Source organism: Actinomycetota bacterium (assembly GCA_030650795.1).
Classification (GTDB): Bacteria; Actinomycetota; Actinomycetes; order S36-B12; family S36-B12; genus UBA11398.
Genome location: JAUSDJ010000017.1, coordinates 137,465 through 161,765 on the forward strand (window position 1 = coordinate 137,465; position 24,301 = coordinate 161,765).

Annotated in this window: 23 protein-coding genes and 1 riboswitch; of the genes, 19 read left to right on the plus strand and 4 right to left on the minus strand. The window is 59.8% G+C overall.

Translation table 11 applies throughout. The features are described 5' to 3' along the window. Positions 1–16 precede the first annotated feature (16 nt). Positions 17–1,207: a quinolinate synthase NadA gene (gene nadA, locus Q7L55_04490; protein ID MDO8731817.1), complete on the plus strand. Its 1,191-nt coding sequence runs from the start codon at positions 17–19 to the stop codon at positions 1,205–1,207. 19 nt (positions 1,208–1,226) lie between these two features. Continuing rightward, complete coding sequence (locus Q7L55_04495) at positions 1,227–1,811, plus strand: DUF3043 domain-containing protein (protein ID MDO8731818.1); 585 nt, start codon at positions 1,227–1,229, stop codon at positions 1,809–1,811. A gap of 3 nt (positions 1,812–1,814) precedes the next feature. Here Q7L55_04495 and Q7L55_04500 read toward each other — a convergent pair whose 3' ends face one another. After that, a complete protein-coding gene (locus Q7L55_04500; protein ID MDO8731819.1) occupies positions 1,815–2,027 on the minus strand; it encodes a hypothetical protein in 213 nt (70 codons plus the stop codon). 18 nt (positions 2,028–2,045) lie between these two features. Next, positions 2,046–3,047 (minus strand): aldo/keto reductase family protein, encoded by a 1,002-nt coding sequence (locus Q7L55_04505; protein MDO8731820.1) that lies wholly within the window; start codon positions 3,045–3,047, stop codon positions 2,046–2,048. A 23-nt stretch (positions 3,048–3,070) separates the two neighbouring features. After that, positions 3,071–3,215: riboswitch (adenosylcobalamin (AdoCbl) riboswitch) on the plus strand. A 63-nt stretch (positions 3,216–3,278) separates the two neighbouring features. Here Q7L55_04505 and Q7L55_04510 point away from each other — a divergent pair. The 8 genes from Q7L55_04510 (at position 3,279) to Q7L55_04545 (ending at position 11,841) form a co-directional block, all read left to right on the plus strand. After that, the gene (locus tag Q7L55_04510; GenBank protein MDO8731821.1) at positions 3,279–4,325 is read left to right on the plus strand and encodes a prenyltransferase/squalene oxidase repeat-containing protein; all 1,047 of its coding nucleotides are present in this window, start codon (positions 3,279–3,281) and stop codon (positions 4,323–4,325) included. Positions 4,326–4,406: 81 nt separating this feature from the next. Then, positions 4,407–5,036, plus strand: coding sequence for an SCO2322 family protein (locus Q7L55_04515; protein MDO8731822.1), 630 nt, complete (start codon positions 4,407–4,409; stop codon positions 5,034–5,036). Continuing rightward, positions 5,033–6,175: an energy-coupling factor transporter transmembrane component T gene (locus Q7L55_04520; GenBank protein ID MDO8731823.1), complete on the plus strand. Its 1,143-nt coding sequence runs from the start codon at positions 5,033–5,035 to the stop codon at positions 6,173–6,175. Before Q7L55_04515 ends, Q7L55_04520 begins: the two co-directional genes overlap by 4 nt. Beyond that, on the plus strand, positions 6,172–7,830 hold the full coding sequence (locus Q7L55_04525; GenBank protein MDO8731824.1) for an ATP-binding cassette domain-containing protein: 1,659 nt from the start codon (positions 6,172–6,174) through the stop codon (positions 7,828–7,830). The genes Q7L55_04520 and Q7L55_04525 overlap by 4 nt, the downstream gene beginning before the upstream one ends. Continuing rightward, the gene (locus tag Q7L55_04530) at positions 7,827–8,627 is read left to right on the plus strand and encodes an ECF transporter S component (protein ID MDO8731825.1); all 801 of its coding nucleotides are present in this window, start codon (positions 7,827–7,829) and stop codon (positions 8,625–8,627) included. The genes Q7L55_04525 and Q7L55_04530 overlap by 4 nt, the downstream gene beginning before the upstream one ends. Next, positions 8,624–10,036 carry a bifunctional adenosylcobinamide kinase/adenosylcobinamide-phosphate guanylyltransferase gene (locus Q7L55_04535; GenBank protein MDO8731826.1) on the plus strand — a complete coding sequence of 471 codons (1,413 nt, stop codon included), beginning with the start codon at positions 8,624–8,626 and terminating at the stop codon, positions 10,034–10,036. The genes Q7L55_04530 and Q7L55_04535 overlap by 4 nt, the downstream gene beginning before the upstream one ends. Then, on the plus strand, positions 10,029–11,093 hold the full coding sequence (cobT, locus tag Q7L55_04540; GenBank protein MDO8731827.1) for a nicotinate-nucleotide--dimethylbenzimidazole phosphoribosyltransferase: 1,065 nt from the start codon (positions 10,029–10,031) through the stop codon (positions 11,091–11,093). Before Q7L55_04535 ends, cobT begins: the two co-directional genes overlap by 8 nt. Next, a complete protein-coding gene (locus Q7L55_04545; GenBank protein ID MDO8731828.1) occupies positions 11,086–11,841 on the plus strand; it encodes an adenosylcobinamide-GDP ribazoletransferase in 756 nt (251 codons plus the stop codon). The genes cobT and Q7L55_04545 overlap by 8 nt, the downstream gene beginning before the upstream one ends. 25 nt (positions 11,842–11,866) lie before the next feature. Here the strand turns inward: Q7L55_04545 and gcvT are convergent, their stop codons facing one another. After that, the gene (gcvT, locus tag Q7L55_04550; GenBank protein ID MDO8731829.1) at positions 11,867–12,976 is read right to left on the minus strand and encodes a glycine cleavage system aminomethyltransferase GcvT; all 1,110 of its coding nucleotides are present in this window, start codon (positions 12,974–12,976) and stop codon (positions 11,867–11,869) included. 73 nt (positions 12,977–13,049) lie between these two features. Here gcvT and Q7L55_04555 point away from each other — a divergent pair, with 73 nt between their 5' ends. Genes Q7L55_04555 through Q7L55_04590 form a run of 8 tightly spaced genes read left to right on the plus strand, consistent with a single transcriptional unit; the run spans position 13,050 to position 22,221 of the window. After that, positions 13,050–14,531: a leucyl aminopeptidase gene (locus tag Q7L55_04555; protein ID MDO8731830.1), complete on the plus strand. Its 1,482-nt coding sequence runs from the start codon at positions 13,050–13,052 to the stop codon at positions 14,529–14,531. Between the two features lie 58 nt (positions 14,532–14,589). Further along, positions 14,590–15,957, plus strand: a complete 1,368-nt coding sequence (gene lpdA, locus Q7L55_04560) for a dihydrolipoyl dehydrogenase (GenBank protein MDO8731831.1) — start codon at positions 14,590–14,592, stop codon at positions 15,955–15,957. A 49-nt stretch (positions 15,958–16,006) separates the two neighbouring features. Next, entirely contained in the window at positions 16,007–17,755 is a 1,749-nt protein-coding gene (gene sucB, locus Q7L55_04565) for a 2-oxoglutarate dehydrogenase, E2 component, dihydrolipoamide succinyltransferase (protein MDO8731832.1), read from the plus strand. 4 nt (positions 17,756–17,759) lie between these two features. Beyond that, a complete protein-coding gene (locus Q7L55_04570; GenBank protein ID MDO8731833.1) occupies positions 17,760–18,656 on the plus strand; it encodes a TIGR01777 family oxidoreductase in 897 nt (298 codons plus the stop codon). Next, the gene (locus tag Q7L55_04575; protein MDO8731834.1) at positions 18,653–19,903 is read left to right on the plus strand and encodes an NAD(P)/FAD-dependent oxidoreductase; all 1,251 of its coding nucleotides are present in this window, start codon (positions 18,653–18,655) and stop codon (positions 19,901–19,903) included. Before Q7L55_04570 ends, Q7L55_04575 begins: the two co-directional genes overlap by 4 nt. A 23-nt stretch (positions 19,904–19,926) precedes the next feature. After that, entirely contained in the window at positions 19,927–20,568 is a 642-nt protein-coding gene (lipB, locus tag Q7L55_04580; GenBank protein MDO8731835.1) for a lipoyl(octanoyl) transferase LipB, read from the plus strand. Next, complete coding sequence (gene lipA / locus Q7L55_04585; protein ID MDO8731836.1) at positions 20,565–21,506, plus strand: lipoyl synthase; 942 nt, start codon at positions 20,565–20,567, stop codon at positions 21,504–21,506. The genes lipB and lipA overlap by 4 nt, the downstream gene beginning before the upstream one ends. A 37-nt stretch (positions 21,507–21,543) precedes the next feature. Beyond that, the gene (locus Q7L55_04590; GenBank protein MDO8731837.1) at positions 21,544–22,221 is read left to right on the plus strand and encodes a DUF4191 domain-containing protein; all 678 of its coding nucleotides are present in this window, start codon (positions 21,544–21,546) and stop codon (positions 22,219–22,221) included. A 9-nt stretch (positions 22,222–22,230) separates the two neighbouring features. Here the strand turns inward: Q7L55_04590 and Q7L55_04595 are convergent, their stop codons facing one another. After that, positions 22,231–22,626 (minus strand): RDD family protein, encoded by a 396-nt coding sequence (locus Q7L55_04595; protein MDO8731838.1) that lies wholly within the window; start codon positions 22,624–22,626, stop codon positions 22,231–22,233. Between the two features lie 158 nt (positions 22,627–22,784). On the opposite strand from Q7L55_04595, the gene glnA reads away from it, so the two are divergent. Further along, entirely contained in the window at positions 22,785–24,209 is a 1,425-nt protein-coding gene (gene glnA / locus Q7L55_04600) for a type I glutamate--ammonia ligase (protein MDO8731839.1), read from the plus strand. Positions 24,210–24,301: the final 92 nt, after the last annotated feature.

Here is a 24,301-nt window from a genome sequence, read left to right on the forward strand (position 1 = left end):
TGTGGACAATAGGCAGATGACCGACCTGGCGCTTGATCCCAAGCCCACTCCTCTGGCTCTGCTCCTGCTCGGACGTAATGCTGATCCCGACAGCGAAAAGGGAGTCGAATGCCCAGGTTCGCTGCCACCGGCCTCAGATCCTGATCTGGTGGCTCGCGCAGCTGCCGCCAAGGCTCGGCTGGGTGACCGGGTCTTCATTCTGGGGCACCACTACCAGCGCAATGAGGTCATTGAGTTCGCCGATGTCACGGGCGACTCCTTCAAACTGGCTCAGCAGGCAGCCGCCCATCCAGAAGCTGAGTACATCGTCTTTTGCGGCGTCCACTTCATGGCCGAGAGCGCGGACATCCTGACTTCTGATCGCCAGCAGGTCGTACTGCCCGATATGGCCGCGGGCTGCTCGATGGCCGACATGGCGGAGATCTCTCAGGTTGAGGAATGCTGGCGGGTGCTTCAGGAGGCTGGCATCGCCGAAGTCACCGTCCCCATCACTTACATGAATTCAACGGCCGCGATCAAGGCCTTTACCGGCCGAAATGGCGGCTCCGTGTGCACGTCGAGCAACGCCAAAGCCAGTCTTGAGTGGGCATTCGCGCAAGGCGAGAAGGTGCTCTTCCTTCCCGATCAGCACTTGGGGCGCAACACTGCCGTGCTCGATCTTGGACTCAGCCTCGATGACTGTGTCATCTATAACCCACGCCTTCCCAACGGTGGATTGACCATCGAGCAACTTCGCGAGGCAAAGATGATTCTTTGGCGTGGGCATTGCTCCGTGCATGCTCGCTTCACCGCGAAGTCGATTCAAGAGGTACGTGAACAAGTGCCAGGCGTGCAGGTCATCGTCCATCCTGAGTGCACCCATGAAGTCGTATCTGCTGCGGATGCGGTCGGATCAACTGAAGTCATCATTTCTACGGTTGCCAACGCCGCACCGGGCAGCGCCTGGGCCATCGGCACAGAACTAAATCTCGTCAAGAGACTGGCACAGGATCATCCCGACAAGCAGATCGTCTTCCTGGATCAAGCGGTCTGCTTTTGCGCCACGATGAATCGCATTGACCTGCCACACCTCGTTTGGGCTCTTGAATCCCTGGCCGATGGCAATCTGGTCAACCAGATCACCGTGGATCCCGAAACATCACATTGGGCTCGCGTAGCTCTGGACCGCATGCTCGCGCTGCCCGGCCCAACTACCCGGGCTGACTAGCCGACTACGCTGCACCATCATGTTTGGAAGGCAATCGAAGTCGAGCGACCCATCGACCACTTCAGTCGATCAATCGGCAGCTGGCAAGGGTCGCGCCACTCCCAGTCGACGCGAAGCCGAAGCCGCGCGCAAGCAGCGGGTCAAGGTGCCAGTCACGACCAACACCAAAGAGGGCAAGAAGGCTGCAAAGGAACGCGCCCGCGCAGAGCGCGAACGTTCACGCCGCGGAATGATGGCCGGCGAGGAACGCTTCATGCCTGCTCGCGATCAAGGACCAGCACGAGCATTCGCCCGAGACTTTGTCGATTCACGCTTCACGATGGCCGAGTACTTCATCTTGATCGCGGTCGGAGTGCTCGTGCTTGGCTTCATTCCGATTCAACCCATTCAATTCTGGGTGACCATCGTCTTCTTCGCTTTCGCAGCACTGCTCGTGATCGACACAATCATCATGGTGTTCATGTTGAATCGCTTGGCGGCCGAGAGTTTTCCCGAGAACAAGGACCGCAAGGGGCTGTCCCTGTACGCGATCCTTCGCGTGATGCAGTTGCGCCGCCTGCGACTGCCCCCAGCAAGAGTCAAGCGCGGTGGGAAGCCGCGCTAGCGGTTACTCACTTGCTGGCAACAGGCTCATCGGCCCGTAGATGATGCTGGCACCGTTGAGCAGGCTCACCTGCACAACGCCTTCCTCCACCAGATCGTGCCAGTTCTCGCCTATCCACGTTTCGGCATCTCCCTGCGTGGGAAATGCCGAATCGTTGGCGAGCACCGACTCTGCGGCAGAGCCATCAGCGGCTTGCGTCTGCCAAGTCCAATCCATGAAAATTCCCCTTTTGCTCTAAGGCCGGGTGGTCGGCGAGATAGTGAGCGCTGGATCTGTCGACACCAGGTCGCCCAGGACGAGATCAATCGTCTGGAGCACATCGGGCGTGAGTTCAATTTCAGAGGCCTTGGCATTTTCCCGCACCTGCTCGGGTCTTGATGCCCCGACAATTGCCGAGGAGATATTCGGTTGGGCCAGCACCCAGGCGACTGCGAGTTGAGCGGGGGTGATGCTCAGTTCTTGAGCGATCGGAATGAGGCCTTGCACTGCAGTGAGGACGTCTTCGCGCATCCAGCGGGAGATCATGTTCGAGCCGCCACTTTCATCAGTCGCGCGCGATTGCGCAGGTGGAGGCTGACCTGGCAGGTACTTTCCGCTCAACACCCCCTGGGCTATAGGTGAGAACACGATCTGTCCAAGTCCGAGCTCAAGGCTCGTAGGAACAACCTCAGCCTCAATCACTCGCCACAACATGTTGTACTGCGGCTGGTTTGAGATGAGTCGATCAAATCCCATGTCATCAGCGATCTGCACGGCCGCACGAATTTCATCAGCAGACCATTCAGACACCCCGACGTAGAGCACCTTGCCTTGGCGAACTAAGTCATCAAATGCCCGAAGGGTTTCTTCCAGAGGAGTCTCGTTGTCGAAACGATGGGCTTGATAGAGATCCACGTAATCCATGTTCAAACGGCGCAAGGAACCATTGATCGCCTCGGTGATGTGCTTGCGACTCAAGCCCCGGTCATTCGGGCCACGGCCAGTTGGCCAGAACACTTTGGTGAAGATCTCGAGTTGCTCGCGTCGCTGACCCTTCAGCGCCTCCCCCAGAACAACTTCAGCACGAGTACCTGCATAGACATCAGCCGTATCGAAGGATGAGATGCCCACATCGAGCGCGGCATGAACAGTGGAATGCGCAGTGCTGTCATCCACCTGCGAACCGTGGGTAATCCAGTTGCCAAGGGTGATCTCACTGATTTTTAGGCCGCTGCGACCGAGGTAGCGATGCTTCACACCGACACCCTAGGATGCGCAGCACAACTTCATCCACGTGCTTGAAATTCAGGGGAAGTCCGGTGAGAGTCCGGCGCTGTCCCGCAACCGTGTGCCTCTTTGAGGTGAGTCGGAGCACCTGACAAGCACGAGCGGCTCCATCCGTCGAGGTAACGGAATAGAGCCCCGAATCGATGGATGCCATCGGTCTTGCGGGCAATCGTTCACGACCCGCTCACCGAAAGAGAAAAAATGTCACGTCTGACCCGATCCATCATTGGCGTTGCCGGAATCAGCCTGGCGGCTGCCACGCTCATGAGTCCGGCACTTGCCGCATCAACCAACACTGGTCTGTTCGGTGCGGCTGATCCAACATATGACGGCGTCTACCGCCAGTCGCTGTCGATCATCGCCCTACAGCCCCTCAACAAGGTTCCAGCCGCCGCAACGACTTGGCTCAAGTCACAGCAGTGCGCTGACGGCACCTTCGTGTCCTACCGCGCATCACTGGACACTCCATGCGCGGCCGCAGATCCTTCCAAGTTCAGCGGCCCTGACTCCAACTCAACGGCCCTCGCTGCAACCGCGTTGCGCGCAGTTCAGGACCACGCTCCAGCTGACAGGGCCATCAACGCACTTGTTGCCAAGCAGAATGCAGATGGCGGATGGGGCTACACCCTCGGCGCCACCTCAGATGTGAACTCCACTGGATTGGTGCTGGCTGCTCTCCACGGAGCCGCAACGCTGCCAGCCAACGCGGCAGCAATGAACAAGGCGCAGGCCTACTTGACCAAGGCTCAGGTTCCCTGCACCGGAACTGGAACCTTCGGCTTGCCATACCAACCAGGTGGCAAAGCGGACTACCTGGCTTCAGCTCAAGGGCTGATCGGCATCGCCGGCACGCTGCCTGTTGCAAAACCGGCCAAGTACGCGCCAGTCAAGGGCACGAATTGCAACTCAGAATCTGAAGCACGCGTGTCTGCCTTCTTGGCGAATTCGCTTGTCGCCAACAAAGGTCAACTCCCGTCGGCAATGGACCCAAATCAGGCTGACTACAACGCGACAGCTGACGCCGTTGTCGCTCTGGCATCTGCCGCCAGAGGGCAAGAAGGCGTTGTTGCCGGATCGGCACTGCTGAAGCAGCACGTCACCGCTTTCACCCTCTTCGGGCCGAAGTTCAAGGCAGCCGCGGCAGCGACGCTGATCCAGGTGGCCCAAGCAACCGGAACCAACCCACGAGCATTCGGAAGTGAGAAGACCAACCTGGTCGCCAATCTTCTGAACTCGATCACGAAGTAAATCCAGGCTGAAGCAGCACGGGCAAAGAACGAGTACGGGCAATTTGTGAAGCACACATGTCGACGAGCCGGAGCCACACTCGTGGCCGCGCTCGTCGGCGTGCTGCTTGCAGCCACCTTCGCGAGCAGCGCGCAGGCAGCGGCCTACCGCTACTGGACATACTGGAAAGCCAGCGACAGTGCCTGGCAGTTCGCGCAAGCCGGGCCAGCGGGCACCACGCCTGCCGACGGATCTGTTGAGGGCTGGCGCTTCGCTGTCTCATCTACCAGCGGTGACCTTGCAAATGAACCGCGATTCGATGCAACTCATGCGTTCATTGACATATGCGGGAACACTGCTGCAATCGAGGGCAAGAAGCGGGTTGCGCTCGTTGTGGATCCCGGTCTTGCTGAGGCCGCACCGTCAGGTGATCAGCCCGGACCGCTCAAGACCTACTGCGCCGTGGTGGCAAGCGACGCCAATGGTTATGACGTACTTCGAAGCGTTGGACCAGTACGTGTCGGCAGCGGATTGATCTGCGCAATCGACAGCTATCCGACAAGCGGCTGCGCGGATGTGGTGGACCAGACTCAGCTAGGCGATGTCATGAGTACCGCTCCGAGCGTCCAGGCTGCAACAGCTGACCAATTCAGCGCTGTGCCAGTCATCATTGGTGTGGGCGCGCTGGGTGCACTGGCTGCTCTGGCATGGTGGTTGAGGAGAAGAAGATGAAGGCAGCCCTGCAACTGGGCGCGCGCGGATCTGCGCGCTGGTTGCACCCCGGGGCCTGGTGGGTCTGGGCTTTGGGCCTGGCAACTGCGGCCAGCCGAACGCTGAACCCACTCTTGCTCGTGCTCATCATTGCCGTAGCTGGCACTGTCGTGAGCGCTCGGAAGCCGGATGCGCCATGGGCCCGCTCATTCATGTTCTTCGCAAAGCTCGGCATCGCCATCATCGTGGTTCGGATTCTTGTGCAACTGATCTTTGGTGCCGCAATCGGCACCACGACCCTGTTCACCTTGCCGGGTGTCGATCTGCCCGATTGGATGGCCGGAGTTCGACTTGGCGGCCCCGTAACTTTGGAAAGCCTGCTCTTGGCCTTCTACGACGGATTGCGACTGGCCACCATCATCATGTGCATCGGCGCTGCAAACTCCCTGGCCTCACCGAGTCGATTGTTGAAGTCGGTACCCGCGGCGCTATATGAGGTCGGCGTGAGTGTGGTGGTGGCCTTGACCTTCACCCCGCAGTTGATCGCTGACGTCACCCGAGTGCAATCCGCGCGTCATCTGCGTGGTCGGGCAACCCGCGGACCTCGAGCGATTGCAGGTGCAGCAATGCCGGTGCTCGAAGGCGCCCTGGAAAGATCCGTGACCTTGGCTGCTGCAATGGACTCACGCGGCTATGGGCGCCGAAGTGACATGAGCAACAAGCAGAAGAGGATCAATGCGGGTTTGCTGACTTTCGGACTTGTTGCCGCGTGCATCGGAACCTATGGCTTGGTCTCTGCAGGAACTCCGTGGCTTCTCAGCGCACCCATGCTGCTGGCCGGACTCGGTTCAAGCTTGCTCGCCATCAGCTGGTCGGCCCGCAATGCAGTTCGCTCGCGATACCGACCTGATCCGTGGTGGGCTCCAGAATGGGCCGTCGCCGGATCTGGCGTGGCGATAGCCGGCTGCTTCATCAGCGCGGCTTGGTGGTTTCCCGCCGGCTTTGCTACCGAAGTCGATCCACCCACCTGGCCAGGACTGCCCGCACTTGCAGTGGTCGGACTACTTCTTGCCCTGACTCCCGCCATCACTGCACCTGAAGTTCCACGGATGTACGCCTTGCGAACTGAGCATCGGGATCTCGCAGGGGCGGCGGCATGATTCGGTTCGATCACGTGACGGTGACGTATCCCGGTCAAGCACGCCCGGTATTGCAGGACGTAAATCTGGAGCTGCTCGAAGGCGAGCTCGTGCTCGTCGTTGGCAGAACGGGGAGCGGTAAAAGCACTCTGTTGCAAGCGATCAATGGGCTAGTGCCCCACTTCACCGGTGGCACGCTGAACGGCGAAGTCACCATTGATGGTCGAAGCACGAGCACTCATCCACCTCGCGAACTTGCCGACCTCGTCGGTGTGGTGCCTCAGGACCCCGCAAGTGGATTTGTAGCCGACACTGTTGAGGAAGAACTGGCGTTCGGCATGGAATGTCTGGGCCTTCGGCCTGAGGTGATGCGCAGGCGAGTGGAAGAAACCCTTGATCTGCTTGGGCTTGCCGATCTTCGCAATCGCCCCCTGCTTACCTTGTCTGCCGGACAACAACAGCGCGTGGCTATCGGTGCCGTCCTCGCTGCCCATCCAAAGGTGCTTGTCCTAGATGAGCCAACGTCTGCACTTGACCCGGGGGCTGCTGAAGAAATTCTGGCGGCGCTGCAACGCCTTGTGCACGATCTCGGCATGACCGTGGTGATGGCCGAACACCGTCTCGAGCGGGTAGTGCAATACGCAGATCGGATCATTGTCGTTCCGGGCGATGCCCAGCAGATTGTGATCGGCACTCCGCAGGAAGTCATGCGCGAAGCACCCATTGCGCCACCCGTGGTCGAACTCGGACGGATTGCCGGTTGGACTCCGCTGCCGCTCTCTGTGCGAGATGCCCGCCGCGCCGCCGGGCCATTGCGAGCGCTACTTGTCGGCCAAGCTCCGCCGTTGCGCGCTGTCCCAAGCCACGGCGCCAACGACACCCTTGTTGAAGCAACAGATCTCACCGTTCGATACGGATCGCACTCTGCGCTGCGCAGTATTTCCCTTTCGGTACATCGCGGCGAAGTCGTGGCACTCATGGGCAGAAATGGCGCTGGAAAATCCACCCTGCTCAACGCGATGGTCGGCTTGCGTACCAGCACTTCTGGCCGCATCACCACCAATGGCAAGGACGCAAGCACTCTCAAAGGCTCTGAACTCCTGCAGTCAGTGGGGCTGGTGCCACAAGTTCCCGGTGACCTGCTCGAAGCCACCACTGTCGCCGATGAATGCAAGGCCGCCGATCGCGACGCCCATGTTGATCCGGGTACCGCCCGAGCCTTGCTTGCCCTGCTTGCTCCCGAAATTCTTGACAGCACCCACCCGCGCGATCTATCCGAAGGACAACGGCTGTTACTGGCACTTGCAGTCGTCCTGGCCGCGCGGCCTCCGCTATTGCTCTTGGACGAGCCCACTCGGGGATTGGACTACCCAACGAAGCTTCGCCTGGCCGCCGTCCTTCGCGATCTTGCTGGTGCTGGTCACGCAATCATGCTGGCAACCCACGACGTCGAACTCGCAGCAGAGGTAGCCACGCGTGTGCTTGTGCTCGCCGAGGGCGAGATTGTTGCTGACGGCACCACGGCCGAAGTCGTGATGTCTTCGCCAATGTTCGCTCCTCAGGTCGCGAAGGTGCTGTCCCCGCACCCGTGGCTCACGGTTTCCGATGTCATCGCGACGATCGGCCCATTGATTCTGCGAACGCACGCGCCCATAAGTGGCGGAGCAGTGGGATGACACCGGCAGTTCGCATTGGCAGGCGATCGCTACTCGCAATTCTTGCCACCTCGATCGTCGGTGGCATCGCATTCACGTGGCCACTCTTCGCCGCTCAAGATTCGACCGCAGTCGCACATGCCAATGACGCACCTTGGCTGTTCGCGCTCGTGGTTCCACTCTTACTCGCAGTCGTACTCGCGCAATTCACCGATGGCGGCATGGATGCAAAGGCGGTGGCTTTGCTCGGTGTGCTCGCTGCAGTGGTCTCCGCGATGCGCCCACTCGGTGGGGGCGCCGCGGGGTTGGAACCGATCTGGGTCATCCTTGTGCTCGGAGGTCGAGCCTTGGGGCCTGGCTTCGGCTTCAGCCTTGGCGCCGTATCGCTCTTCGCTTCGGCATTGATGACGGGTGGAGTCGGTCCATGGCTGCCGTTCCAGATGCTGGGTGCCGCTTGGGTTGGCTTGGGGGCGGGCCTGCTGCCGCGAGCAAGTGGCAAACGCGAACTTCTGTTGCTGTCTGCATATGGGGCTCTCGCCGCCTTCGCCTACGGGCTGCTGCTCAACTTGTGGTTTTGGCCCTTTAGCGCCGGGCTCCCGTCGGCTATCGCATTTGAGGCGGGCGCACCACTAAGTCAGAATCTGCTGGCCTGGATCCACTTCACCATCGTCACAAGTCTTGGCTATGACATTCCGCGCGCAGTGCTCACCGTCGTCCTCATCATGCTGGCTGGCTCCACGATTCTCACTGCGCTGCGTAGGGCTTCGCGGCGCGCAAACTTCGGTGCCGTCCCCACCTTTGAAGGCGCTGCATTGTGAAGGTTCAATTGCTGGGCACTGGATCTGCGGATGGCTGGCCGAATCCATTCTGCGTCTGCGACTCTTGTGAAAGTCAGAGAGCTACCGGCAATGCGCGCGCATCAAGCTGCGCACTTATCGACAATGAGTTGCTGATCGACTGGGGTCCGACTCTGGCCAATTCCGCCAGCCGGTTCGGACTTTCCTTGAACAAGGTTCATCACATCTTGTTCACCCATGGTCATGCAGATCACCTCGCTCCTGAATTCCTGTTGTGGCGGTCGTGGATCAGCGACCTGAGAACTCTGCACATCTACGGACCGCCTCTCGCGATCTCCCGATTTGAACATTGGCTCGATCCGGACGCGCCAGTTGCCTTTCACGCTGTGCAAGCCGGAGATGAATTCACAGCGCGCACCGTGCAGGGCGATGTCCAAGTGCAAGTGCTGGCAGCGGCTCACGGACATGGCAATGGCGATCCCTTTGCCGATGAGGCCGTGCTCTATGACATCACGGGGGTAGACGGTGACCGACTTCTCTATGCCACGGACACCGGTCCGTTGCAAGAACAAACTCTTGAAGCAGTGCGCGATCGCGACTTCACTTTGGTATTGATCGAGGAGACATTTGGCCGTCATCACACTCATGACACGGGGCATCTCGATCTGAAAACCCTGCCCGACACACTCGAGAATCTTCGGGTGGTCGGCGCGGTCACCAATGCGACCGATGTCGTCGCTTTCCATCTCAGCCATCACAATCCCCCGATTGCAGAACTCACTCTTGAACTTGCCGAGTTCGGCGCCCGCGCAGTTGATGACGGGACAGTCATTGACACTCGGACGACCCATGCGGTTCGCACTCTCGTGATTGGTGGAGCTCGCTCAGGCAAGTCAACATTTGCTGAGGCGCTCGCGATGAATCGAGGGAGAGTGACGTACCTCGCCACAGGCGGGGATCGCCCTGACGATGCCGAATGGCGAGAGCGGGTTGCCACACATCAAGCTCGCAGACCCGTGGCCTGGACAACGGTGGAATCCACAGACGTTGTCGGAGTGCTGCGCACCCATGCAGGCGGGACTCTGCTCATCGACTGCATCAGCTTGTGGCTGACAGGTGTGCTCGACGAGTCCGGCATTTGGAATCGCGAAGTCGCCGACCAACACGACTCACTCGCCAGTATCAACATCAAGATCGATGAACTTGTTGCAGCGGTTCAGGCTTGCGAAGTTGATTTGATCATGGTCAGCAACGAGGCAGGACAAGGAGTCGTGCCCCCCACCTATGCGGGGCGACTGTTTCGCGATCTGCTCGGCATCACGAACGCCCGACTGGCCCAGGCGTGTTCTGCGGCCTACTTCATCGTGGCTGGCAGAGTTCTGCCACTCGCGACCGTCGCTTCACTGCTCGCAAAGGACAGTCATGAATGAGTTGCCACAGGTCAGCATGCCCGATGAGCGGATGCGCGAAGCGGCCATGGCCCGGCAATTGCGATTGACCAAGCCCGCGGGAGCACTTGGCAGGCTTGAGCCGATCAGCGGATGGGTCAGCGCGGTGCAAGGCAAGTGCCCGCCAAGCAGCTTTGCTCAGCCAACCGTGGTGATCTTCGCTGGTGATCACGGTGTCGCTACAGCCGCCCGAACATCCGCCTATCCATCCGAAGTCACGGCACAGATGGTGCTCAATTTCATCGCCGGCGGAGCTGCCGTGAACGTACTCGCGCGCCAGGCCAATGCCTCAGTGCGTGTAGTCGATGTGAGCGTCGACGCAGACCTTTCCTATCTTGCATCGCTTGCACCCGAGGTCGCGCGGCATCGAATTCGACGTAGCAGCGGATCCATTGATCGGGAGAACGCCATCACAGTCGAGGAGGCACAAGCAGCATTTGATCTAGGTCGCCAGATTGCCGATGAAGAGATCGATAGCGGTGCCGATCTGCTGATCCCTGGAGACATGGGCATTGGAAACACCACGCCGGCAGCAACTCTCACCGGGCTAGTCACAAGCCTTGATGCCTCCAAAGTCACCGGCTTGGGAACCGGCATCGATGATCAGACGTGGATGCGCAAATGTGCAGCAGTGCGGGATGCCATGCATCGCGGAAGGCCAGAACTCGGCAACCCCATTGGACTGCTCGCGTGCGTGGGTGGAGCTGATTTCGCGGCCATGACTGGCTTCCTCGTTCAAGCCGCAATTCGCAAGACGCCGGTTATCTTGGACGGGACGATTTCGGGAGCATGCGCGCTGGTTGCCGATCGCATCGACTATCGAGCCAAACTCTGGTGGCTTGCCGGGCATCGATCCTCAGAGCCAGCCCACACGGCTGCGCTCAACCACCTCGACCTTCAGCCGGTGATCGACTACTCGATGCGGCTTGGCGAAGGAACCGGCGCGCTGCTTGCACTCCCAGTCGTCCAAGCCGCTATCTCCTTGCTTGCTGAAATGGCAACCTTTGATGAGGCAGGAGTCAGCGAGCAGGATGCCTGATGCACTTCGGCTGGCGATTGGCACCTTGACCCGCTTGCCGGTTCCGGCTCCTCGCACGGTCTCTGGCTCCACTGCAGCTTGGGCAATGAGCCTTGCTCCGGTCATTGGCGCGCTACTCGCCTTGGTTTGCGGATTGCCCTTGCTGATTGACGCGAGCTCGTCGGTAACACTGCTGCTTGCGGCTAGTTCGATCGCACTCCTGGCATTCACAACTCGCGCAATCCACCTAGATGGCCTCGCCGATACTGCTGATGCGCTCGGCAGTGGCAAGCCAGCCGCACAGGCGCTCGAGATCGCTCGAAAATCCGATATCGGACCTTTCGGGGTCATCGTGCTTGTCCTGAATCTGATGCTGCAAGCCTTTGCGATTGGTGCTTGCGCCGAGGCAGGCCATGCGCTGATCGCTTTCATCGTTGCTGTCACCACTGGTCGAATCGCACTGACTTGGGCCTGCACTTCGTTCTGGCCGGCGGCCAGGACGGATGGTCTGGGCTCAGTGGTCGCGGGCAGAGTGCCACTTGCCGTGCCAATTTCCTGGGCCTTGGTGATGTGCATCGGCGCCTACCCCCTGCTGGGGATTGCGGGAGTGCTCGCAGCAGTGATCGGAATGATCGCCGCAACGGGGGTCCTCGTCATTACGCGACATCGCCTTGGTGGCGTCACCGGCGATGTGCTCGGCTGTGTCATCGAGTGCACAACGACAGCGTGCTTGATCGCGCTTGCTCTACTGCTCCCGCATTTGGGCTAGCAGACGGTCCACATACTCCTACTGATCAGCGAGTTGATGAGGCGATGAATGGCGGCTTGATCACCTGGAAGCGAATCGGCTTGCCACGAACATCAACCAAGACGTCGTATCCCGGTTCCACATCTGCATCAAGCAGTGCCAGCGCGATGCCGCACTTCAAGCTTGGTGAAAAAGTGCCGCTCGTGATGTCACCGATGACCGGTTCCGACAACTCTGCATCGGCCAATCCATGAACGTGCATGTGTGCTCGCGGAATGCCGCGCTCAATTGACTTCAGTCCCCGTAGTTTGCGACGAGGGCCATCGGCTCGCTGCTTGATGAGTGCTTCGCGTCCGGTGAACTCCGGCTTGTCCCAACCCACCGCCCAGGAAAGGCCCGCTTCAACAGGTGAGATGTCGGGGGCGATGTCCTGCCCATGCAATGGATAGCCCATCTCAAGGCGCAGAGTGTCGCGCGCGCCCAGCCCAGCGGGAATCGCGCTCAGCGACCGGCCCCGCTCGAGCAGCACATCCCAAACTGAACCAAGGATGATGTTCGGAATGACCAATTCGAAGCCGAGCTCGCCCGTATAGCCGCTTCGACACACGATGATTGGTTCGCCTCGGTGGCTTGCGCTGACCATCGACATGTATTCCAGTTCGGTCGGCAAGCCGATCGTCTCGAGCAGTGCGCGACTATTCGGACCCTGCACCGCGATAATTCCGTGCGTGTCGTGATGATTCTCAATCGTGACGCCGGCCGGTGCGCTGTCAGTCAGCAATTGGACGATCGCACCTGCATTCGCAGCATTGGGCACCATGAAGATTTCGTTGTCGGCCCAGCGATAGACGATCAAGTCATCGACCACGCCACCAAATTCATTGCACAGCATCGTGTACTGAGCGCTGCCGTCGCCTATGCGATCCAGATCATTGGTGAGCACCGAATTCAGGAAGGCCAGTGCGCCATCACCGTAGATGCGGACCTTGCCCATGTGCGAGACATCGAATATCCCGACTGCGGTTCGCACCGCTTCGTGCTCGACCAGCACTCCGGTGTATTCGATCGGCATATCCCAGCCACCGAAGTCGGCCATCTTGGCACCCAACTGCATGTGCCGACTGTGGAGCGGAGTCTCACGCAATCCTGAGTTCACGGCACGAAGGTACTCGTTCTGCGAAGTAACGAACGCACTGCTCGCGACAAGCAGATCGGGCTAGGGTTCCGGCATGACTTTGACTGTTGCTTCCACTGCCCCCAATACAACTGCCTGCGATGCCCTGGTCATCGCGATCATGCCGGGCAAGGGCAAGTCGCTCGCCCTTGCCGCGCACGGTTTAACCGCAGCTCAAGGCAATCGAATTCTCGAATCAGCCGCCTCCGTAGGCGCTTCCGCCAAGGCTGGTGAGTTGACGATCATCCCTTCGCCAAGCGGCTTCGCTGCCAAGAAGATCGCACTGCTCGGAATCGGCGACTTTGCCGCAACTGCCGATCTCGAGAGCTTGCGAACTGCCATTGGCGAAGCAGTTCGGTCGCTGTCAAGCAACAGGAAGATCGCGATCGTCGCCTCTCCAAGCCACGACCATGTGCTCGCAACTGCACTTGCAGCGCAATTGGGTGCGTACTCATTCACCAATTTCAAGGGCAAGGCGAAGCCCAAGACTGCATCGCCAAACATCGTGCTGCTCGTGACGAAGGAAGCGGTCAGCGAAAGCAAGTCCGCTATCGCCACTGCGGCAGTGCTTTCCGAATCGGTGTATCTGAGCCGTGATCTCGTCAACACTCCCCCAAATGCCTTGACCCCAAATGACCTCGCTGCTGCGGCAAAGGCTGCAGTGGCTGGATTGCCGGTCAAAGTCACGATCTGGGATGAAAAAGCCCTCAAGCGCGATGGCTGCGGCGGCATCCTGGCTGTGGGACAGGGTTCAGCCAACCCACCGCGCCTGGTGAAGATGGAGTACTCGCCAACCGGCGCCAAATCCAGTCTGGCCATTGTCGGCAAGGGCATCACCTTTGACACCGGCGGCATCTCCATCAAGCCCGCTGCTGGCATGGATGAGATGAAGGGCGACATGGGAGGCGCAGCGGCCGTCATCGGCGCAATGCAAGCCATCGCAAAGCTCGGCATCAAGGTCAAGGTCACTGGCTGGGTCCCAACGGCAGAGAACATGCCCAGCGGCACCGCCCAGCGTCCAGGCGATGTCATCACGATGTTTGACGGCACGACTGTCGAGGTACTCAATACCGACGCCGAGGGTCGCCTCGTGCTCGCTGATGCCCTCGGCATGGCTGTGTTGGAGAAGCCAGATCTGCTCATCGACGTAGCCACGCTCACGGGAGCGCAGCGCATTGCCCTGGGCACGCGCACAGCAGGCGTGATGGCCAACAGCGATGACGCACGTTCACTCGTGTGCGCCGCAGCGCAGGAGGCCGGTGAAGCGGCCTGGCCGATGCCACTGCCGGAGTACCTTCGCGCATCAATTGACTCCCCCACCGCTGATATCGCCAACATCGGCGACCGCCTCGGTGGCATGCTCTCCGCCGGCATCTTCCTCAAGGAATTCATTCCCGACGGTCAGCCCTGGGTGCATATCGACATCGCCGGACCCTCGTTCAACGACAAGAGCCCCTATGGCTATACGCCAAAGGGCGGTACGGGCTCAACAGTGCGCACCTTCGTTCAGGTAGCTAGGACGCTTGCGGCAAGATAGGCAGGAGAAATCATCGGCCGAGTAGACGCTCGGCTCAAGATCGCTGGCGGGAGTTTTGGTGGCAGACGCTGACCTGGTCATCCTCGGTGGAGGCAGTGGCGGCTATGCCGCCGCTCTCCGTGCATCCGAACTAGGCAAGAGCGTCATCCTTATCGACAAGGACAAGCTTGGCGGCACCTGCCTGCATCGCGGCTGCATCCCGACCAAGGCGCTTCTTCACGCTGCGGAGGTGGCTGATTCTGCGCGCGAGAGCGAGCAGTTCGGCGTCAACGCGACCCTGCATGGCATCGACATGAAGAAGGTCAACGACTATCGCGATGGTGTTGTTGCGCGCTTGTACAAAGGCCTGCAAGGACTCGTGAAGAGCCGCAATGTGACCTTCGTGGAAGGTGCCGGCCGACTCGTTGGCCCCAAGACTGTTGAAGTCAATGGACAGCAGTACACCGGAGAGCATCTGATCCTGGCAACCGGCTCGTATGCCCGATCAATCCCTGGCTTGGACATCGGCGGACGCATCATGACTTCTGATCAAGCGCTCACCCTTGATTACATCCCCGAGCGCGTCATCGTGCTCGGGGGTGGAGTGATCGGTGTTGAGTTTGCAAGCGTCTGGAAGTCGTTCGGCTCTGAAGTCACCATCGTCGAGGGCTTGCCGCATCTCGTTCCAAATGAGGACGAGGCAGTTTCCAAGCAGCTTGAGCGCGCATTCCGCAAGCGCGGCATCAACTTCTCCCTCGGCATCCTTTTTGCCTCAGCCACTCAGGATGACTCCGGAGTGCACGTCACTCTTGAAGACGGCAAGACCATAGATGCAGATCTCCTACTGGTGGCCGTGGGTCGTGGGCCGAATGCATCCGGCATGGGCTTTGAGGAACAAGGCGTTGCGATGGACCGCGGTTGGGTGCTGGTCGACGAACGACTGAACACGAATGTTCCAGGTGTCTTCGCTGTTGGCGACATCACGCCGGGTCTGCAGCTTGCTCATCGTGGCTTCCAACACGGGATCTTCGTTGCTGAAGAAATCGCTGGGCTTCGTCCAATGGTGATCGCCGACGTCAACATCCCGAAGGTCACGTACTGCGAACCCGAGGTCGCCAGTGTTGGTCTGACCGAGGCCCAAGCTCGCGCAGAACATGGTGACAATGTCGCGACCTACGAGTACAACCTCGGCGGCAATGGCAAGAGTCAGATCCTTGGCACTGCCGGATTCATCAAGCTGGTACAGGTCAAAGAAGGACCAGTTGTCGGTATTCACATGGTCGGCTCACGCATGGGAGAACAGATCGGCGAGGCACAGTTGATCGTGAACTGGGAAGCGCATCCAGAAGATGTGGCTCGTCTGATTCACGCGCACCCCACGCAAAATGAAGCTATGGGCGAGGCACACCTTGCTCTCGCTGGAAAACCGCTACACGCACACGCCTGACACACAACCAGATCCGCGATCCGGATCTTCGAAAGGGAGTCGAGTTCACATGTCGGTCTCAGTCACGATGCCACAGCTCGGTGAGAGCGTCACCGAAGGAACCGTCACTCGATGGTTGAAGCAGGTGGGCGACACCATCACGGCCGACGAGCCGCTGCTTGAGATCTCGACCGACAAGGTCGACACCGAGATTCCGGCGCCGGCTTCGGGGGTGCTGCTTGCAATCAGTGCCGCCGAGGACGAGACCGTGCTGGTCGGGGCAGAACTTGGCGTGATCGGCGCCGCGGACGAGGCCGGTGCCTCCCCGGCTGCGCCCGCTGCACCAGCGCCGGTGGCCGCACCTGAACCAGTAGCCGCTGTTGCCGAGCCGATTGCAGCGGCACCCGTCCCAGAAGCGCCAATCCCCAGCCCGGCAACGCCGTCTCTCGCAGCTCCTGCCGCAAGCGGTGCGACGGTCAACGTCCTGCTTCCACAACTTGGCGAAAGCGTCACTGAAGGAACAGTGACCCGCTGGTTGAAGCAGCTTGGCGAAGCCGTCACCGTCGACGAGCCGCTCGTGGAAATCTCCACCGACAAGGTCGATACCGAACTTCCCTCCCCTGCAACTGGCGTGCTCCTGTCGATTCTCGTAGCCGAAGATGCAACAGCAGAAGTCGGCGCAGTCTTGGGCCTCATCGGCTCTGCGGACTCGGCGGTGGCTCCTGCTGCGGCTCCCGCAGCACCCGCGCCCGCTGCGACTGTTGCTCCTCCTGCACCTGCGCCAGTTCCAACTCCGGTTCCAGCTCCAGTGCCCGTTACGGCGGTGCCGGCCCCAGCGGCACCGGTGCCTGTTCCAGTTCCCGTTCCCGCAGCGCTCCCGGCAGCAGCTTCATCTGATGGGGAGTCCTATGTGACTCCACTGGTTCGTCGACTTGCGACTCAAAACGGGGTTGACCTCTCATCTGTGGTCGGCACTGGCATCGGCGGCCGGATTCGCAAGCAGGATGTGCTCGCAGTTGCCGAGGCCAACCCAGCGACACCGGCGACTTCGTCTTCAGCACCAAGTGCGGTTGCAAATACGGCTAGCCCGTCTCCACTGCGCGGTCACACCGAAAAGATCTCTCGCTTGCGCCGAGTAATTGCCGAGCGCATGGTCGAGTCACTCCACGTTTCTGCACAACTGACCACAGTGCTCGAGGTCGATGTCACGGCGATCGCGAAATTGCGCAGTCGCGTCAAGGATGACTTCGAAGCCCGCGAAGGAGTCAAGCTCACCTACCTGCCCTTCATCAGCAAGGCAGCAGTTGAAGCCTTGAAACAATTTCCGATGGTCAACGCTTCCATCGACATGGCCGAGGGCACGATCACGTATCACGATTCCGAGAATCTCGGAATCGCCGTTGACACTGATCGCGGCCTGCTCGTGCCGGTGATCCGCAATGCTGGCGATCTCAACATCGCCGGACTCTCACGCAGCATCGCCGATCTTGCTGAGCGCACTCGCCAGAGCAAGGTCCTACCTGATGAACTCAGTGGGGGCACATTCACCATCACAAACACCGGCAGTCGCGGTGCTCTGTTCGACACACCAATCATCAACCAGCCCCAGGTCGCGATCCTTGGCACTGGAGCCATCGTCAAGCGCCCTGTGGTCGTCCCTGACAACACTGGCCAGGAAGTCATCGCCATTCGATCGATGATGTACCTCTCCCTGTCCTATGACCATCGCCTCGTCGATGGCGCGGATGCCGCTCGATTCCTGGTCGCTATGAAGGCTCGCCTGGAAGAGGCCTCCTTCGGGGGCGAACTCGGGCTATAGCCCAATGAGAGTTGCGGTCACCGGGTCTACCGGGCTCATCGGAACTGCGCTCATCGCACAACTGCGCCTTGATGGTCACGAGGTCAGCCGCCTCGTGCGCAGAGCAGCCACTTCGCCCGACGAGATCACTTGGGATCCCATTGCGGGAACGGTCGATCTCAGTGCCCTCCAAGGCACCGAAGCTGTCGTTCACCTAGCTGGAGCTGGGGTTGGGGATCATCGATGGTCGGATGCCTATAAGGCGGAGATTCTGAACAGTCGGGTACTCGGCACCCAGACCATTGCAAGAGCGATGACTCAATTGGATACGTCGCCTGCTGTGCTCGTCTCCGGTTCGGCCGTCGGCTGGTATGGAGATACCGGCGGACAACTCGTCGACGAACAAGCACCCGCAGGCGAAGGCTTTCTGGCCGGTGTCGTCCAGGCGTGGGAGGAAGCAACTTCGGGCGCCAGCGATGCAGGCATCCGAGTCGTGCGAGCACGCACTGGTCTTGTCGTCGCGCGCGACGGCGGCGCTTGGGCTCGCATGTTTCCGCTCTTTCGATTTGGCGTTGGCGGAAAGCTTGGATCAGGCAGTCAGTACTGGTCCTGGATCTCGCTGCGCGATGAGATTGCGGCATTGAGTCTTTGCATGACCAACCCGTCTATTTCGGGCGCAGTCAACCTGACTGGACCAAACGCAGTGACCAATAGCGAGGCCACTGCTGCAATGGGTCGGGTGATGGGCCGCCCAACCTTGCTTCCGGTGCCCTCAGCGGCCTTAAAAATCGTGCTAGGCGAGTTCTCCACTGAAGTCCTGGGAAGCATTCGCGTTGCACCCGCGGTCTTGCAGTCGACCGGATTCACCTGGGCTGACACCACCATCGAATCAGCGATCAGCACCGCTTGGCGGAAGCCTTGAGCGCTGACGTCGTCATCGTTGGCGCGGGTCTGGCCGGACTCGCAGCTGCCCGTCAACTGTGTCTTGCTGGCGTCGAAGTGCTGGTACTGGAAGCAGGCGATCAGGTGGGTGGTCGAGTTCGCACAGATTTCGTCGACGGGCTGCAACTGGATCGCGGTTTCCAGGTGTACAACCCTGCCTATCCAGAAGCAGCAAGGATCCTTGATCATGCCCAACTACGGCTCCGCCCCTTGGCACCCGGCTTGGGGATCCGCCTCGGCAACGGCCGCCTTCTGCGCCTGGGTGACCCTCGTAGAAGACTGACTTGGGGGCTGCGGGCGCTCGGGCCGGCCAGCGGATCACCGGTGGCCAAGGCACGTCTGGCCCGCTACATCCTGCACATTGCTCGTGAATCGCCGACCATCCGTTTGAACGAACCAGATGTCAGCGCGCATGAAGCTCTGACTCAAGCCGGCATCAGCGAAGGGCTTATCGAGCAGATCCTCGCGCCTTTCCTCACCGGCGTATTCCTCGAGCAAGAATTGGCAACCTCGCGTCGATTCATGGATCTGGCTCTCTTATCGTTCGTGCACGGCAGGCCATCGTTGCCAGCCAAGGGAATGCAGGCCATCCCCGAGCAGATCCACGCAGCACTGCCATCAGGCACGGTTCGGCTCAATTCTGCAGTTGCCAAGATCAACAACAAGTCCGTCATTACGGCTGACGACTCTCGCATTCGCGCCAAACTCGCGATCTTGGCAACTGATCCTTTATCGGCCCAAGCCCTTGCTCCAGGGCTGCGCGTGCCACTTGGGCGAGCAGTGACCACTTGGTATCACCTTGCTGATCTTCCCTCGCAGCAGCTGACGGCGGGCTTCCCGCTGCTGCTGGTCGATGGTTCGACAAGTGGCCCAGTCATCAACAGCGTCGCTCTCACCAACGCAGCAGCTTCCTATGCATCCGAGAACCGGGTGCTGATCTCGTCATCGACACTCGGCTTGGACACCAGCGCAGAAGCGGAGACAGCAGTGCGAACGCATCTCTCGAAGCTCTACGCCGTGCCGACATCGGCTTGGGAGCTGGTGGCGGTGTACCCGATTCCCTACGCACTGCCGGCCATGGAACCACCATTCGTTGTAAGCAAGCCTGTTGAACATGGGGGCTTGCTTCTTGCCGGAGACCATCGAGAAACGGGATCAATTCAAGGTGCCCTCGTCAGCGGACGCCGGGCCGCTCATCGCGCACTTGAGTTACTGGACTTACGATGACCGCTGTGCAGATCACCTCGCTAATGCAGGTCAGGCATCTTGGATTTGGCCCCAATGCGGTCGAATACTCCGCAACTTGGGAACTCCAGCGCCAGATCCACGCAGCAGTGGTCAGTGGCCAAACTCCCGACACCCTGCTGCTTCTCGAACATCGATCGGTCTATACAGCAGGACGTCGCACCGAAGCATTTGAACGCCCCATTGACTCCACACCTGTCGTTGATGTCGATCGAGGCGGCAAGATCACCTGGCATGGTCCGGGCCAGCTTGTTGGCTATCCCATCCTTCGTCTTGGCAGCCCTGTTGATGTCATCGCGCACGTGCGTCGACTCGAGCGCATGCTTGCCGATGTGTGTCGCGAGTTCGGGCTTGATGCGCAACAAGTGAAGGGCCGCAGTGGCGTCTGGATCACTCCAAGGCAAGGCGGGTCAGAGCGCAAGGTCGCAGCGATAGGCATCCGCGTTGCAGAAGGCGTGACGATGCATGGCTTCGCGCTGAATTGCAATTGCGATCTGTCGGCCTTTGATCGGATCGTCCCGTGCGGCATCAGTGATGCCGAAGTTACCTCGCTCAGCAATGAACTTGGCCGCAATGTCAGCGTCGAAGAGATAGTGCCTTTAGTTGAAGAACGCATGCACATGATCCTCCCGGGGTATGCCGCATGAGTGCTGATCCAGTATTCGCAGGCACGTCGAACGAGGGTCGTCGGCTCCTGCGCATTGAAGCCCGCAACGCTGAAGTGCCGATCGAGCGCAAGCCGAGTTGGATCCGCACCAAACTGCGCACCGGTCCGGAGTACACGCAGATTCGGGATTTGGTGAAACGAGAAGGCCTGCACACGGTTTGCCAGGAGGCCGGCTGCCCCAATATCTATGAGTGCTGGGAGGATCGCGAGGCAACCTTCCTCATCGGAGGCGAGCAGTGCACCCGACGTTGCGACTTCTGCCAGATTCACACCGGCAAACCGCTACCGCTTGATCGTGATGAACCGCGTCGTGTTGCCGAATCAGTTCAGTCGATGCAATTGCGATACGCAACCGTCACCGGCGTCACGCGAGATGATCTCGACGATGAGGGCGCTTGGCTGTGGGCCGAAACCATTCGTCAAATTCGGGCACTGAATCCGAGCACTGGCATCGAAGTGCTGATCCCAGATTTCTCGGGCAAGCCAGCGCTGCTTGCCGAGGTCTTTTCGCAAAGTCCAGAGGTGCTGGCCCACAATCTTGAAACAGTGCCTCGCATCTTCAAGCGAATCCGTCCCGCCTTCGATTACGTGCGCAGTCTGGACGTCATCAGTCAGGCCCGCGCCGCGGGATTGGTAACGAAGAGCAATCTCATTCTTGGACTGGGCGAAGAGATCCTAGAGATCGAGCAAGCACTTCGTGATCTCCACTTGGCCGGCTGCGAGCTGGTGACCATCACCCAATACCTGCGACCTTCCAGCGTGCATCACCCGGTCGAACGCTGGGTGCGTCCAGAGGAGTTTGTCGAGTTCGAGGCCCTTGCCACCTCGATCGGATTCGCGGGTGTGCTGAGCGGTCCGCTTGTGCGATCAAGCTACCGAGCTGGCCGGCTATACGAGCAAGCCATGGCCGCCCGCTAAGTCCGGGCTCCCTCAGCGACCAATACGATCAGGCCTCATGTTCAAGAGAATTCGCCAATCCTTCTCAACGATTGCCCAGAACTGGTCGATGGCTCAAAAGGTCCACCGGCTATTGGCCTTGGAAATTGCCGGGTTCTTCATCGCTGGTGCAGTCGTCGTCGGGGTGCCGATTGCCTACTTCCTCAACCTGCCAACAGCCATCCTGCTTGCCATTCCGGCCGGTTCTGTCGCCGGCGTGTTCTGGTTCAGCCGACGCGCAATGTCCGCGGCATACTCTTCCATCGAAGGTCAGCCCGGCGCCGCTGCTGCAGTTGTTCAAAACCTCCGCGGAGGCTGGCAGGTGACCCCTGGCGTTGCGGTGAACAAGAACCAAGACCTCATCAGCCGGGTGGTAGGCAAGCCCGGCGTGATTCTGATTTCTGAAGGCCCCAGCAGCCGAGTGATTCCGATGCTGGCTGCAGAGCGGCGCAAGACCGCGCGATGGGTGCCAGATATTCCTATCTACGAACTGCAGGTTGGCGATGAGACAGGCCAAATCAAACTGTCAAAGTTGCAGCGCTCCTTGACCAAGCTTCCCCGCAACCTGCGGGGCGGCGAGATCACTGAAATGCGACGTCGCCTCGACGCGGTAAGTCAGGTCGGCGGCGGACTACCTGTGCCCAAAGGCCCCATGCCCACCAGTGCCCGACAGGTTCGCCGGCGCCGGGGCGCCTAGTTCACTGGTCTAGTTCGCGCGATACCGGATGGCAACGCTGCCGACCGCACGGTCATGCAGGCCTCGGCCCTGCGAGTCCAAGACGACCGCTGGGATCACGAAGCAGATCAGCAGGGTTCGTAAGGCAATACGCCACAGCGACAAGCGCACTCCATGGAGATCAACGACTTCCACCCGCAAGAGGCGTTGCCCAAAACTGCTGGCGAAGAACCAGGTGAACAAGGTGATCTCGGCGAAGAAGACCAGCAGAATCGGAATGGCTGCGTTCTCGCTCCACGGGCGCAAGCCTGGAAAAATCACTGAGGCGACCAACAAGCTGGTTACCCAATCGATGGTGATTGCCGCGAGCCGCCGGCCAAGGCCGGCAAGCTCGCCGGGCAGCGCGATTGGGACGGGGGAAGTCACCTGGGAACCGTAGTGGGCCGCAATCTGCTCACGGCGATCGGCATGTGGCTGCCGCGAGCCGACTACTAGAGTGCTGATCGTTCCTGGGCCCTTGGCCCACCCGAGAGTGAAAGTCCCCATGTGGGCCACGAGACGCACCATCTGGTGCAGGAGGTGTCATGTTCAGCAATGCCGAGGAAGCGCTCAAGTACGTCAAGAACGAGGGCATCGAATTCATTGATGTTCGCTTCATCGATCTGCCCGGAGTGATGCAGCACTTCAACATGCCGGCGGTGTCCTTCGACGAGAGCGTCTTCGAGGACGGTCTCATGTTCGACGGATCCTCGATTCGCGGATTCCAAGCCATCCACGAATCCGACATGAAATTGATCCCGGATCCGGCAACTGCCTACCTTGATCCATTTCGCAAGGCCAAGACCCTGGTGATGAACTTCTCGATTCGCGATCCGTTCACCAACGAGCCCTACGGTCGCGATCCGCGCAGCGTGGCAGCCAATGCCGAGGCCTACCTCACATCAACAGGCATTGCCGACACGGTGTACTTCGGGCCAGAAGCCGAGTTCTACGTCTTCGATGAAGTGCGTTTTGACTCCAACCAACACGAGTCGTACTACCACATTGACTCCATCGAGGCTGCTTGGAACACCGGGCGCATCGAGGAGGGCGGCAACCTTGGCTACAAGACTCCATACAAGGGCGGCTACTTCCCAGTGCCACCCGTTGATCACTTTGCAGACATTCGCGATGACATGGTCACCAAGTTGCTCGGCGTCGGGCTGACAGTCGAGCGTTCACACCATGAGGTCGGCACTGCAGGTCAAGGCGAGATCAACTACAAGTTCAACACACTGCAGCACGCCGCCGATGAGGTCATGCTGTTCAAGTACATCATCAAGAACGTGGCCTGGGAGCATGGAAAGAGCGCGACCTTCATGCCCAAGCCACTCTTCGGTGACAACGGATCCGGCATGCACTGCCACCAGTCGTTGTGGAAGGACGGCAAGCCGCTGTTCTACGACGAGCGCGGCTACGGCGGACTGTCGGACATCGCTCGTTGGTACATCGGTGGCCTACTTCACCACGCACCATCGCTCTTGGCATTCACCAATCCAACAGTCAATAGTTATCACCGCCTCGTGCCTGGCTACGAAGCTCCGGTAAACCTCGTCTACTCCGCTCGCAATCGCTCGGCGTGCATTCGCATCCCAGTGTCGGGCAACAATCCCAAGGCCAAGCGCATCGAATTCCGCGTGCCTGATCCTTCAGCAAATCCCTACCTCGCATTTGCCGCCCAGCTCATGGCTGGCATCGACGGGATCAGGAACAAGATCGAACCGCTTGCACCTGTCGACAAGGATCTTTACGAACTCCCACCTGACGAGCACGCGGCAATTCCGCAGGTTCCGGCCTCACTGGGCGAGGCGCTCACGGCCCTTGAAGCCGACAACGAGTATCTGCAGGCGGGTGGGGTGTTCCCTCTTGATCTGATCGAGACCTGGATCGACTACAAGCGGAGCAAGGAGATCGAGCCAATCCAATTGCGCCCGCATCCATATGAGTTCAACCTCTATTACGACATCTAGGCAAGAACCGCGTTTCACGCTTCGACATGAAATGGAGTGGGCCTTCGGGTCCACTCCATTTCATCTTCCTATGGCAGTATGAAAAGCAGTCG